Genomic DNA, 12,937 nt, shown 5'->3' on the forward strand with positions numbered 1-12,937 from the left:
CACTGCCGCTCGCCCACAAAAGGCACCTCCGGCGGGATACAGACGGTCCCAACGCGGAGCGCATGTTGCAGATCCCTATCCCAAGCGCGGCAGCGAGAGCATGAGCACTGACAGCGTAAGAAGCCGGATTATTTAAGCACGGAGGTTGAGAGGAGCAATACAACAGTATTCCGAGATTATTGCATAATCCTCCCATACCGGGGGAAAGAAGGATTGGGAGCTTTATTATGCATCAATTACACAATACTCTGGTTTTTGCCCGGCTGGATTGACTTGTCTCCCTTTGTGGACTATCATAAAATGTCTAGCGTTTTATAAAGACGCCACGAACGTCGTTCCTCCTTCAACGGCTCCGGTTTCCGCCATGGCTACGTTTACCCTTTCCGTCAACGGTGAGCAGCATAAGGTTGACGTCGATCCGAAGACCCCCGTCCTGTGGGTGCTACGGGAGCATCTGGGCTTGGTCGGCACCAAGTTCGGATGTGGTATCGCCCAGTGTGGGGCCTGCACCATTCACCTAGACGGCGAGGCGGTTCGGTCCTGCACACTGCCCGTGTCGGCCGTGGGCGACATGCCAATCACCACCATCGAAGGCCTGGCCGACGACAACGAAGATGACCTACACCCAGTACAGGAAGCGTGGCTGGAGCACGACGTGCCGCAGTGTGGCTACTGCCAGGCCGGGCAGATCATGAGCGCCTCGGCACTTCTCGCGACGAACCCAAACCCCACGGAGGACGAGATCGAAGAGGCCATGTCGGGCAACATCTGCCGGTGCGGGACTTACGTGCGCATCCGCGAAGCCATCCAGACTGCTGCCGAAAAGGCCTAGCGAACCCTACCCTTGATGTTGCCTCCACGCGTCTTACTCATTTGACCGAGGGACCCCCATGAGCACGGACAGCACGAATATGGATCGACGATCGTTTTTGAAAGCATCGGCCCTGGCGGGCGGCGGCCTGATGATTGGTTTCAATTGGTTTGCCGGGTGCCAACCCTCCGGCCCGGCCCCCATGAAGGGCCCGCCGGACTCGTGGTTCGACATCAACGCTTTCCTGAAAATCGGGAATAACGGGCTGGTGACGATCATGTCGCCCAACCCCGAGATCGGGCAGAACGTGAAGACGTCAATGCCGATGATCGTCGCCGACGAGCTGGACGTAGACTGGCGCGACGTGGTGGTCGAGCAGGCGGGACTCGACACTGATAAGTACACCCGTCAGCTTGCCGGCGGCAGTCAGTCGATCCGTCAGGGGTGGGAAGGGCTCCGCACGGCCGGCGCCGCGGCCCGCCAAATGCTGAAGGACGCAGCGGCACAGCGCTGGAACGTGTCCGCCTCTGAGCTGACGACCGAGGACGGCACTATTCGCCACGAGGCGAACGGGCAAGAAGTCGGATACGGGGACGTTGCCTCCGAGGCAGCAAAAATGCCGGTGCCCGAGGACGTGGAGCTCAAAAACCCGGACGACTTCGACATCATCGGCACGTCCCGAAAGAACGTCGACGCCCGCGAGATCGTGACGGGCCAGCCGCTCTTTGGGATGGATACGGAGCGGGAAGGCATGCAGATCGCGATGATCAAGCATCCGCCCGCCTTTGGCATGACCATCAGCTCGGTGGATGCCAGCGAAGCAAAGGGGATGCCCGGCGTCGAGGACGTGTTTACGATCGACGCGGCTCCGCCCGAAGACAGTCGTCAGTGGTCGGATGTCAATGCCTTCCCCGAGCTGGTCGTCGTGACCGGACGGTCGACGTGGGAGGTCATGCAGGCGAAGGAGGCAGTGAACGTCGAATGGGAACAGGACTCCCCACCCGAAAGCACCGCGGATCACACGCGGGAGCTGGAGCGGCTCTTGAACGAGGGACAAGTAGAACCGTCGCGCCGAGACGGCAATCCAGAGGCGGCGTTCGAACGGGCCGAGCGTGTCATTGAGCGCACCTACAGCGCGCCATTCCTCGCGCACAATACGATGGCGCCGATGAACTTCTTCGCGGACGCGACCGGCGACCGCGCGGAGCTGCTTGGTCCGATCCAGACGCCCGAGTATCTGCGTCCGTCGGTGGCAGGCCTTCTTGACCTACCCGAAGACAAGGTGCACATCCAGATGACGCGAATGGGCGGCGGCTTCGGCCGTCGGCTCTACGGCAACTTCGGAGCCGAGGCCGCGGCCATCTCGCAGAAGGCGGATGCGCCGGTGAAGCTCGTCTATACCCGTGAAGACGACATGACGCAGGGGACGTATCGCCCGGCCTACCGGGTGAAATACCGCGCGGCGCTGGATGCCGACGACAACCTGATCGGGTTCCACGTCCGCGGGGCTGGCGTGAACGAGAGTCCCGTTTTTGCCGACCGCTACCCGGCGGGTGCCGTGGAAAATTACCTGGCCGAGGATCTTGTGCTGGACTCCAACGTCACGACGGGCGCCTGGCGTGCCCCCCGGTCCAACTTCATCGCGGGGGCCGAACAGTCCTTCTTGGACGAGGTTGCCGAGATTGCCGGCAAGGACCCGATCGACTTCCGACTGGAACTGTTCGACCGAGCCATCAACGACCCAGTCGGGGACGAGCACGACTACGAGGCTGAACGCTATGCGGGGGTGCTGGAGCTGGTGCGCGAGAAATCGAACTGGGACGAGACCCCGTCGGACGTGAGTCGCGGCGTGTCGGCCTACTATTCGCACAACTCGTATGTCGCACAGGTCGTGGAGCTGACGCTCGACGGCGACACGCCCCGAATCGACAAGGTTTGGTGCGGGGTGGACTGCGGCATTGTTGTAAACCCGGATGCGGCGCGCAATCAGGTGGAGGGCAGTGTCATCGACGGCATCGGCCACGCCCTGTACAGCAAATTGACGCTCACGGACGGGGAGCCCGACCAAAACAATTTCGACGACTACCGGATGATTCGGATGCCTGAGGCACCGAAGTCGATCGAAACGCACTTCGTAGATAACGGCATCGATCCGACCGGCCTCGGCGAACCTGGGCTGCCTCCCATCTCCGCCGCGCTGGCCAACGCCCTCTACCAATCAACTGGGGAGCGTCTGTACGAGCAGCCGTTCATCGACGGCCTGAAAGAGGACGAACTCGCGGCGACTGGGTGACCCGACCGGCCCTACCCCTCGGCCCATCTACTGAGACATCTTTCCAGCGAAGACGCAACAGCCCAGAAACGGCCCAAAGGTCGCTGGATCGAATCGGTCCCCGGCCGCGATCACGTCTGTAACCAGCGCGGCTGGGACTACCTGCGGCGCTTGCCCTCCCCAGACCACGGCGCCAGCCTCACGCTCGAAGCGATTCTTCCGGCGTTTGCTGCTTGCAGAAAAGGCTCAGTGCTTCTGGTGCTGGTTCAGGCGGGGTATCACCTATCCGATCAGGTGCGCAAGGCAATGCAGGCCCTGTCCATTATACCACTGTGGCTTCCGTCCTACGGCCCGGCGCTTCATCCGATCGATGACGCTCTACCACTGGTGGCCTGGAGGGTTGGTGGCCTGGAGGGGCCGATCACGAGCCGAACCCCTGAACGAAGCAGCCGGATTTGGTATCATGGCCTCGTGACGGGCTGGTGACATCCCGACCACGGCGGTTCCTTCTCGGCTCTTGCCCGCTGAGACGTCAGATTGACCTCAAGGAAACTCCAACTCCAACTGTTCGCCTGCGCGGGACGTGGAGCTGGTGAGTGACGAGACACTGAGGCCCAAGAGCCGAACAGGCTCAGCTGGTGGGCGCGGCCTGTGGAGAAGCCGCTCGGCGAGGGCGAAGAGCTCCTTCTTTTCTGATACTGCCCGCTCGAGCGTGGTTTGCCGGGTGCTGATCTGGTGCTCGTGGGACTTTAGTTTCAAGGTGACGGTGCGGCCACGAGCAGGTCCTCCCTCCGGTCCGGCCCCCTGCAAGCGCCTCTCGACCTTCTCTGCGATTGTCTCCAGTCTGCGAACCATTTCCTCAGGGTCGGAAATATCTTCTCTAAACGTGCGCTCGGCTCCGACGGACTTTCGCTCGCGGTTGGGCTTTACGGGCCGGTCGTCTTCCCCCATCGCCAGCTTTTTGAAGTGAGTGCCCCGCTTCCCGAAGCGTTTTCTGAGCTCTCGCTCAGGCCGCTTTTGCAGATCTTTTCCCGCCTGGATGCCCATCTCTTTCATTTTCTCGGCTGTGACGGGCCCGATGCCATGGAAATCCTCAATTGGGAGCTCCGCAATGAAGGCCATCTGCTCTTCCGGGGTCACCACCGTGAGCCCGTCGGGCTTGTCTCGGTCAGAGGCGACCTTAGCGACGAACTTGCTGGGACCGACGCCAGCGGACGCCGTAAGGCCGGTCTTCTCGAAGATCTCCCTTCGAATGCGCCGGGCAATCAGCGTGCCCGAGCGGGGTCCTTTCTTCGGCTCAGTGACGTCGAGGTAGGCCTCATCTAAAGAGAGCGGTTCGACAAGATCGGTGTAGCTGTAGAGGATCTTCCTGATGGACTGGGACTCCTCCTTGTAGACGTCCATTCGCGGAGAAACGAAGATAAGATCTGGGCACTTTCGGTCTGCCTCTACGGCCGCCTGGGCCGAACGCACCCCGTACGGCCGTGCCTCGTAGCTGGCGGTCTGGACGACGCCGCGGGGAGGCGTTCCTCCAACCGCAATCGGCTCGCCTGCGTACTTCTCTGGGAAGTCCCGTTGCTCTATGGCCGCATAGAACGCGTCCATGTCTACGTGAACGATGCGCCGATGGCTGTCTTCTCCATCCTGTTCCGTATTGTAGCCTGCCTGCCTTTCCATTCGGATGGACTTTCAATTAGGACGGCAAACTGCCGGCATGCAAGGGCAGTCCCATGATACAGGCGGGAGTCTTCATTGAGCCTCTTCCGCCTTGGCAACCGGCAACTCGTCCCCCCGCGGGGTGTATCGAGGAGACTTCTACCTGCATTTCATGGTCCATTCTCCTTCTTCCGGCACGCTGCTGGCTGCGACCTGAATGGTGCCCTTTCCGTGCTTGGCATTGACCTGGTCGACGACTGCCATGAGGTTCTCGGATTGTTTTCACCGGTGGCCTCAGATGCTGTTCGGATTTTGATACAATGAGGGAAAGGCAGGGACTGATCTCTTAATCGGGCTCACGGGAGCAGGTCCCGGGCCGGAGACTATTTCCAGGTTCCTTTCGCTGGTGCGTCGGAATTCGGGAGGCGGAGAGTTACGCGCCGACCTGTATCGGCTCGGTAGCGCCGCGAGCCAGGGCCTGCAGGCACTCGGGTCCCACCGGCTCCTCGGGCATCCAGGGCGCGAGGGCCGTGCGCTCGGCGTACTCCTCCTGCACGGGCTCGACCTGCGGCCCCTCGGCGTGGACGCGCTCCAGGTCGTCCTGCATCTGCTTCGCTTCGAGGATCGGCGTCGTCTCCGGCAGCGTCACCAACAGCATCTTCGTGTGGTCGGGATCCTGCAGGCGCATGAGGGGCTTGGTGATGCGGCCCGCCTCGACCTCACTCGTGCGCATCACCTCGCGGTGGTAGGAGCCGGTCGTGTCGAGAAGAAGGAGCGTGTGGCCCGTCGGTGCGGTGTCCATCACCACGAACTGGCGCCGGGCCGTGCTAATCTCGCGGGCAAATGCGCGGAAGACCGCTACCTCCTTCGTGCAGGGCGAGCGCAGGTCTTCCTCCAAGAGCTCCCGCACCTCTGGATCAAGGTCTTTGCCCTTCGTCTTGAGGACGCTATCGCGGTACCGGCGCGTGGCCTCCTCGGGATCGATGGCACTGACCTCCAGATTGGGAAGCGCGTCATTCCCGACCGCGTCGGAGATATGGGCGGCCGGGTCGGTGGTCGTGAGCAGCACCTCCTCGCCCCGCCGCGCCAGATCGACGGCCACGGACGCGGCAATGGTCGTCTTGCCGATGCCCCCTTCCCCATTACCATGACGAGCCCCTGCCCGTCGTCCGCAAAGCCGTCGACCAGGTCATGGACGTTCGGCAGGTCAATATCCGGCGCCTGCCCCGTGCCGTTCGTCGCTCAACAGCGCGCGAAGCGAATCGAGCCCCAGAAGGTTATGGCCTTTCAACGGCACCGTGTCGCTGGGAAGTTTCCTCAGCACGTCCGGCATGCTGCCCATTGCTTCCTCGGCGCGACGCTCCATGGCTGCAGCCATTTCTGGAGCGCTCCCCAACCGGATCGGGCGTAGAGCGGGACGGCGATTCAGGTATGCCATTGGAGAGGTCGATTTTCTCATCCGTCGCTTCTTCTTCATTGGATGCCCCTCCGGGAACCTGCGTCCACACGAGCACAAGGCCCATTGCGGCCAGGACCGCTCCGGAGGCAAAAGGCGCCAGAAAGCCGAAGCGGATGAGAAAGCCGCTGATCACCTGCCCCGCCGCGATGCCCAGGCCGAACGAGACCGTCAACACCGAAAGCTGTGCGCCGCTCTGCCCCTCCTCTGCCAGCTCGCCTGCCAGCGCAAGCGCTGGGGCGAAGACCATCGCTGCTACGCCGCCCTGCGCGAGCCGCACGGCGATCATCTGCCACGGCGCCGTCACGAGCCCCTGCACGAGCGTGACGGGGATAAGCCCGAGGAGTCCCCATACGACAAAGCGTCGGTGCCCATACTCGTCGGAGAGGCGTCCCATCGTCGGCTGGAATACGACCTGCGTCCCGATGAAGGCAGCGAATTCCACTGCGAAGAGCACAGGCCCCTGCCCGAGGCGTTCGTTTACGACCGGCTCGATCGGAGACAGAAGCGTGATGCATGACGCCATGAACAAGGAGGCCAGCCCCAGCGCAAAGATTGGATCGAAGAGCCGATCCTGCTCCCCGGAGAAGACGCGAAGGCCTCCCTCACTACTCCTCGGCTGGAGGTCGTCGGGGTCGCTCACGAGCCACCCTACGAGTGCGACGCTCAGAAAGGCCGCCGCCGCTGAGCCGTAGAAGGCCATCTCAAAACCGCTCAGCGTAGCTCCGCTAATGGTGTACGGGCCGTGCTCCACGACGAAGCCCGCCGCGAGCGGCCCTGCCCCAAAGCCGAAGAGCCGAAAAGAGTTGTACACTCCCATGTTGCGCCCCCGTCCGCCGGCCGGGCTCAACTCACTCACCAGCGCCACGCTGCCGACGATGGTGAACGCCGCTCCACCGGCCTGCAGGACCCGCACCCCCAGAAGGGCCGTGTAGCTGGTCGCAAATGTATACGCAAGCGTTACCACACCGAGAACGACCAGCCCCAGCAGGATGAACACCTTGCGCTGCCCCATTCGGTCGGAGAGTCGCCCGGCAAAGGGCTGCACCACACTGTTGACGAGACCAAACGCCCCGAGCACCAGTCCCGTGATCGCTGCTTCCGAGAGACCAAACCCCCATCCTCCAACTCCGTCGCTGGCAATGTAGAGTGGCAGCACAATAATGAGAAACGAGTTGGCGACCGCATCGGCCATCCGGGCAAGTCCCAGGGCAGCAACGCGGCGATCAACGCCGGATAGAAGCATTGAGGGCTGGTTTGAAACAGAAGACTATAAGGAAACCGGGGCTCTGAGCGGGCCGGTTCCAACCGGCAGCCGCTCCGAGTACGGTTCGCCTACATTAAAAGTCCTGTCCGAAAAACGGATTCATGGATTTATGTAGTCAAAGACATAGCCATGACCTATTACCGCCGACATACTGGGGGTGGCAGGTCAATCGGATGTCGTAGCACAGAGCAGAGGAACGGCGGCTTGTTTGCCTATATTCTCCTATTTTGCCTAGAGAGGGCGAATGGGAGAGAGGTCGATTGGGCGCGGGGGGCATGAGCGTAGGATCAACTGGCCTACGGAAAACAGAAGCGAGAAGTCAGAAGCAAGATGCAATCGCCCTGCTTGGACCAGATTGGAATCGTAATATAGGCCTTCTCGCGTTCCCTCTTGTGGTGAATGAGGACGCCATCAAGGAGCCGGGTGCCCTCTCATCGGGGTTCGGAAACGGAAGGGCGAACGACAGTCCGCCGGGGCACGAAGGTAGGCTCCGGCACCTGCCGAAATGTAGTCACCACCCGTTGCAACCAGGTCAACTCCTCGGGGGCAGTCTTGGGAATCTGCCGGTAGTAGATGACGAGGTTGCCCTCCTCCTCCGTAATCCGGAAGGTACTGATCTGATAGGATGGGCAATAGACAGGGGGCAGGTATCCGAGCAGCACGGGAATTTTGTGGAGCAGTTTCAGCCACGTGCCGGTGTTCAGTACCACTCGCCCGTCATCAAGCGTTTTCAAAAACACGCTGTGGGTGTGTCCGAAGACAAACACGCTCACCTCCGGATGCTTCTCAAAGACGTCCTGGGCTGCCTCGACGTATAATTCTTCGCCCTCTTGTACCAGGTCGCCCGTCTCGTCATGCTCCAGCAGGTTGTACTGCTTCAACGTTGCCCGGACATCCCTCACCAGGAAAAACAGTGGGACGGACAAGAGCAGTAGAATGACAAGTACAACGGCGTTCACCGCGAAGATCACGTTTAGCGCGCTGCCGACCATGCCCAGTGACTGAAACAGTACTGTCTCGGTGATGACGTTGAAGCTGACGAGACCGGTTGCTTTAAGCAGGCCGGCGCCGGAAACCACTACGCTGGCGCTGAAGAGCAGCAGAAACGGCAAGAGGACGTACCGCAAGAGCGGGGACATCTCCCGATAAAAATAGTTCGACGCCATCCAGGTCGGAATGTCCGTCAGTGGCGTCACGGACTGAAGATCCTTCAACCAGTTGCCAGTTCCGAAGTCGGAGAACCGACCGGCCGTGCCCACGGTCCGGGTTGTGATGTGGTACCCGACCGGTTGCGCATGTGGATTGCCGAAGTCCGGCATTCGGTTGTTCTCGTCATGCTGCATGCCGTGCTCGATCCATACCGTCTCCCCAGCAACCGTCCGCGTGATGGCAATCTCGGGAACGAGGTCGACGTTGAACTCCGCCAGACGCTTTTCAAAGTCCGGGTAGCAGGCCAATTCATAATCGTGATTTCCCGGGATAAGCGTGATCGGAATCTGAGCACCGGTTGCCTTGAGTTGCTCGAAAAGCTGCGGCTGTTGCTCGATAAGCGCCTCTAGCTTGTTCGTCCCCGGAACGCCGGTGAACTCCCACAGCCCAAACGCATCGCCGTTGATAATCAGCTCGGCGTCGCCGCCCTGCTCCTCCAACTCCTTTAGGAACGCGATCAGCTCGTCCATAAAGTCGCAGTCGCGCAGTTGCCCATCCCCCCCGATGTGCATGTCGCTGATGAAGTGGTAGTCCGTCGACATTGTGCCGGGTGATGCCTGACCTATCAGAGGGTACTGTGACGAATGCTCGTATGCAATTGAGTTCGAGTGCCCCCCTTCTTGCAGTAGCCCCCCATCGTTGTCGTACCTCGTCGCGACGTGCCGCGGCGCGTTGAATTTGCTCCCCAGTTCAGCAGTAGCTCTCCTGCGAATGGCCCGGCACAAAACGGACGTTTTCAAATAGTAGCTGAACCGCGCTCCGATTCCAACCCTCGATCTCGATGTGATCGCGACACGCAGAGTTGGAAAGGGCACGCTCTACAACTATTTCCCCGACCGGAAAGAGGAGCTTCTTCGCGCCGTTGCTGCCGACGAGGCGTCCCCCTTTTCTCACTGGCCTGCTCATAGACGGGGTCATCAATATTGAACCTTTTCCCGTCCAATGGTACGCCCCGTTTGGCCGTCGGAGAGACTTTGCAGACTGTTCGTTCAGAGAACAGGATCTACTCCGTCGCAGAGATTACCTAGGGATGGGGTCTACCCTCCTGTATCAGACGATTGAGAAAGGCGCCGGACCACTTCCAGAAACCGCTCGACAACCGGCAACGGGTCTCCTTGGGGCCACACAACGCCCATTCTGATGGGAAGGCGTGGCTCCGTGATAAGTGCATAGGTAACCCCTGGATACCCGCCTTCCGCGCGTGCTGAGTGAGCAGTGGAGACGCCAAGACCGGCCGCAACGAGCCCCAAAAGACTCTCCATGTGCCGAATTTCTTGCACGACTTCCGGTGCAAATCCCGCGTTATGGCACGCCCGAAGGTAGTTGTCATAGACCCCAGGAGCTACGTTGCGCTCCCACATGATGTGGGGCTCCCCTTCCAGCTCTCGAAGGGGCACCCGGTCTCGGCCGGCCAGCCGATGACTCTCCGGCAGCACGGCAACGGTTGGGGCCGTATCAACTTCTAAGGTGAGTAGCCCGCGCTCATCAATGGGGAGAAGTGCAAATCCAATGTCCAATGTCTCCTTCCGCAACGCTTCAGCCTGCGACCGGCTTCCCAACTCCTCCAGTTCCAACTCCACGCTGGGCGTTTCTTCTCGAAAGGTTTTGATCACGCGCGAGAGCCCACTGCGCATGACGGCACCGGTGAACCCAATCCGCAGATATCCGGCCTCCCCCTCCTGGGCGGCGTGTGCAGCCTTCTCCGCGCGACTTGCATCCTTTAAAATGCGCTTTGCATACGGAAGCAAGGCTTCGCCGGCTTGAGTGAGCTCGACGTTTCGTTTGGTCCGCTCAAAGAGTTGAACGCCAAGTTCGTCTTCGAACTTCTTGATCTGCTGGCTCAGGGTCGGCTGCGCGACAAACGACTTCTCGGCGGCCCGGCCGAAGTGCAATTCCTCAGCTAGCGCAGCGAAGTAGCGTAGGTGACGAAGCTCCATTCAACCACCGATCTGATAGCGATTGGCTATTATATTTAGTGTATAAATCCATGACCCCAATCACCCGTTCCCGCTTATACCTCTTTGGACGGCAGCAGGAAAGGTATTATGCCACCATCTTTCCGATTTCGACAGCTTCGAGATTTATAAGAAGAAATATGTAGAGAGCTCTTACGTCTCCTGGCCTATAACCAATCAGGAGGAACCAATTATGGATTCCCTTAAGGACAAAGTCGCCATCGTAACTGGTGCAGGCTCCAGCATTGGCCGTGCCACCGCCAACCTCTACGACAAACGGGGGCCGCCGTCGTTGTCTTGGATATTGATGGGGAGGGCGGCGCTACGACGGTGCAGACAATCCCATCGCGGACTACGACGTTGAGGACTTGCAGCAGGTCACGTCGATCAATTAATCGGGCGGTTTCTACAGCATGTAGTATCAGATTCCTCGGCCTACGTCGCTGCCAAACACGGCCTCGCAGGATTGACGAAGACCGCGGCGCTGGAGTACACCGACCAGAACATGCGCGTCAACGCCGTCGGCCCAGCGTTCATCTCGACGCCCCTGCTTGAGAACCTGGACGAGGAGGTTCGAGATGGACTCGTCGCATTGCACCCGATCGGCCGCCTCGGAGAGGCTGAAGAAGTAGCCGAACTCGTGGCTTTTCTCTCATCGGACGCCGCCTCCTTTACGAACGGAGCATACTATCCCGTGGACGGTGGCTACCTTGCCCAGTAGAACGATTCATTTGTGAGAAGGAGCACGGTCCTTGACCTCCAACTGCTTCCAGACAGAGGGCTGTCTCCCTCGTAATACCAAACCACCCTCGACTTCCAACCGAGGGTGGTTTATTTCTTTTTACCATCGGTTACTGCCCCCCTCCGACGCATGACCGCTTGCGCAGTGAAGGTCTTTTGTGCGCAAAGGTGACTTCGAGGTCGGAAGTCAATCACCGTCTCTTCTCAGGGGTATTTCCCCTGAGTGCCCTCCATTCCTTTCAGGCTTGCAGGTCCTATCCATCAGCCGGATGCCTTCGTATTCGTGCCCACGAATGCGGCGTGCGAGACTGATGAGAGCGCGTGGCTGTGCTGAACACGCTCTCATCAATCCCTCAAGTCTATGTCGACTTCAACGACTTCTTTTTCCCAACTCAACCTTTTTCCTCTCTCTTCTTGCGCGGCTCTCCCTCCGGAGAATTCAGAGAACACTTTGGACCAACTGCCTTCCTCCTTCTCAGAATCGGATGATCCTTCTGACTCAGGGGCCCCTCGTTCGACTGCCTCCTTCGCACGGACGCAGGTCAGCCAGTGGCCCGACGGGGAGCGCCCCTGGCAAAAGCTCCTCAGCGTAGGCCCGTCGGCCCTTTCCGACGCGGAGGTTCTGAGCGTTCTCATTGGTCGGGGCACCCGCCTGAGCAAAGAGATCGTCACCTCTGTTGACATCGGTCGCGAGCTTCTCCGCCGCTTTGAGACACCGGCCGGCATTTCCGATCGGCCCGTTTTAGAACTTACTAGGATCCCCGGTATCGGCAAGCAGACCGCCGCTCGTCTCACGGCTGCCATCGAACTGGGCCGCCGCATCGACTCTGGGCGGGCGGGATCGCGAGTGCAAGTGTGTAATCCAGAGGACGTGGCCGGAGTCTACGGACCGCTTATGCGGGACCTCAAGTCGGAGATCTTTAAGATCGTCTTTTTGAACACCGCTAACGTTATCATTGGAGATGAGACCGTTAGTGAAGGAGGGCTCAGCGCTGCCATCGTCGAGCCGAGGGCCATCTTCCGGTCTGCGATCGGCCGCAACGCTGCCGCGATCATCGCCCTTCACAACCACCCTTCGGGCAATCCTGAACCCAGCCGGGCAGACGTCAAAATCACTCGCCAAATTGCCAGCGCCGGGGAGGTGATGGGCATTCCTTTGCACGACCACCTCATCATCGCGGGGACCAGTCACACGAGCCTTGCCGAGCGAGGCGTTTTCTCTTGAAGGCCACTGAGAGCTTCTCCATCGAGCACTCGCGATTTGACGTAAGCGCCCACGGAGCTCAACGCATGTACGTTCCTGAGCAGAAAGTCTCGAACGGACGCCCCGCGGATGGGTCGCGGGGCAGCCCCTCAGAGACTGGAGAGTACACCATGAGTGGACTCCCACCTCGTGGTTCAGTATCGATGCGCTCCCTGAGAACAGGTACCCTGAGATTGGGTCTCGCCTCCCAGGGCCTCCCCTTTGATTGAATAGACGGAGGGTTAGGTGAAGGCGCTGCTCTCTTCTGCCACCCGGCCTCTCCTCAGTGAGACCGGTTGGCAGAAGCGCTACGTGCCTCCCCTCGAA

Annotated in this window: 11 protein-coding genes; 5 read left to right on the plus strand and 6 right to left on the minus strand. The window is 60.3% G+C overall.

Going from position 1 to position 12,937, the window contains the following annotated elements; translation table 11 throughout:
• The first annotated feature begins 364 nt into the window (after nucleotides 1-364).
• The 3 genes from BSZ35_RS18730 (at nucleotide 365) to BSZ35_RS19365 (ending at nucleotide 3,569) form a co-directional block, all read left to right on the plus strand.
• Complete coding sequence (locus BSZ35_RS18730) at nucleotides 365-832, plus strand: (2Fe-2S)-binding protein (RefSeq protein WP_105014127.1); 468 nt, start codon at nucleotides 365-367, stop codon at nucleotides 830-832.
• A gap of 58 nt (nucleotides 833-890) precedes the next feature.
• On the plus strand, nucleotides 891-3,104 hold the full coding sequence (locus BSZ35_RS18735) for a molybdopterin cofactor-binding domain-containing protein (RefSeq protein WP_105014128.1): 2,214 nt from the start codon (nucleotides 891-893) through the stop codon (nucleotides 3,102-3,104).
• A 150-nt stretch (nucleotides 3,105-3,254) separates the two neighbouring features.
• Nucleotides 3,255-3,569 (plus strand): hypothetical protein, encoded by a 315-nt coding sequence (locus tag BSZ35_RS19365; RefSeq protein WP_146110179.1) that lies wholly within the window; start codon nucleotides 3,255-3,257, stop codon nucleotides 3,567-3,569.
• Nucleotides 3,570-3,626: 57 nt separating this feature from the next.
• Here the strand turns inward: BSZ35_RS19365 and dinB are convergent, their stop codons facing one another.
• The 6 genes from dinB to BSZ35_RS18765 form a co-directional block, all read right to left on the minus strand.
• Nucleotides 3,627-4,760, minus strand: coding sequence for a DNA polymerase IV (gene dinB / locus BSZ35_RS18740; RefSeq protein ID WP_105014129.1), 1,134 nt, complete (start codon nucleotides 4,758-4,760; stop codon nucleotides 3,627-3,629).
• Nucleotides 4,761-4,898: 138 nt separating this feature from the next.
• Nucleotides 4,899-5,003, minus strand: coding sequence for a DUF4113 domain-containing protein (locus BSZ35_RS18745; RefSeq protein WP_105014130.1), 105 nt, complete (start codon nucleotides 5,001-5,003; stop codon nucleotides 4,899-4,901).
• 169 nt (nucleotides 5,004-5,172) lie between these two features.
• A complete protein-coding gene (locus BSZ35_RS18750) occupies nucleotides 5,173-5,841 on the minus strand; it encodes an ArsA-related P-loop ATPase (RefSeq protein ID WP_181149496.1) in 669 nt (222 codons plus the stop codon).
• 175 nt (nucleotides 5,842-6,016) lie between these two features.
• Complete coding sequence (locus tag BSZ35_RS18755) at nucleotides 6,017-7,441, minus strand: MFS transporter (protein ID WP_105014132.1); 1,425 nt, start codon at nucleotides 7,439-7,441, stop codon at nucleotides 6,017-6,019.
• A gap of 452 nt (nucleotides 7,442-7,893) precedes the next feature.
• Nucleotides 7,894-9,213: a metallophosphoesterase gene (locus tag BSZ35_RS18760; protein ID WP_105014133.1), complete on the minus strand. Its 1,320-nt coding sequence runs from the start codon at nucleotides 9,211-9,213 to the stop codon at nucleotides 7,894-7,896.
• Between the two features lie 495 nt (nucleotides 9,214-9,708).
• Nucleotides 9,709-10,608: a LysR substrate-binding domain-containing protein gene (locus tag BSZ35_RS18765; protein ID WP_105014134.1), complete on the minus strand. Its 900-nt coding sequence runs from the start codon at nucleotides 10,606-10,608 to the stop codon at nucleotides 9,709-9,711.
• A 484-nt stretch (nucleotides 10,609-11,092) separates the two neighbouring features.
• Between BSZ35_RS18765 and BSZ35_RS18775 the strand changes: the two genes are divergently transcribed.
• Together BSZ35_RS18775 and radC are read left to right on the plus strand one after the other, a co-directional pair.
• The gene (locus tag BSZ35_RS18775; protein ID WP_347709588.1) at nucleotides 11,093-11,347 is read left to right on the plus strand and encodes an SDR family oxidoreductase; all 255 of its coding nucleotides are present in this window, start codon (nucleotides 11,093-11,095) and stop codon (nucleotides 11,345-11,347) included.
• A 471-nt stretch (nucleotides 11,348-11,818) separates the two neighbouring features.
• Nucleotides 11,819-12,592, plus strand: a complete 774-nt coding sequence (radC, locus tag BSZ35_RS18780; protein ID WP_258096795.1) for a DNA repair protein RadC — start codon at nucleotides 11,819-11,821, stop codon at nucleotides 12,590-12,592.
• The last annotated feature ends 345 nt before the right edge of the window (nucleotides 12,593-12,937 follow it).

This window comes from Salinibacter sp. 10B (assembly GCF_002954405.1).
Lineage (GTDB): Bacteria > Bacteroidota > Rhodothermia > Rhodothermales > Salinibacteraceae > Salinibacter.

Coding starts and splice junctions, on each gene's coding strand:
- BSZ35_RS18730 (WP_105014127.1), top strand. CDS start 365: ATGGCTACGTTTACCCTTTCCGTCAACGGTGAGCAGCATAAGGTTGAC.
- BSZ35_RS18735 (WP_105014128.1), top strand. CDS start 891: ATGAGCACGGACAGCACGAATATGGATCGACGATCGTTTTTGAAAGCA.
- dinB (WP_105014129.1), bottom strand. CDS start 4,760: ATGGAAAGGCAGGCAGGCTACAATACGGAACAGGATGGAGAAGACAGC.
- BSZ35_RS18745 (WP_105014130.1), bottom strand. CDS start 5,003: ATGGCAGTCGTCGACCAGGTCAATGCCAAGCACGGAAAGGGCACCATT.
- BSZ35_RS18755 (WP_105014132.1), bottom strand. CDS start 7,441: ATGCTTCTATCCGGCGTTGATCGCCGCGTTGCTGCCCTGGGACTTGCC.
- BSZ35_RS18760 (WP_105014133.1), bottom strand. CDS start 9,213: ATGTCGACGGACTACCACTTCATCAGCGACATGCACATCGGGGGGGAT.
- BSZ35_RS18765 (WP_105014134.1), bottom strand. CDS start 10,608: ATGGAGCTTCGTCACCTACGCTACTTCGCTGCGCTAGCTGAGGAATTG.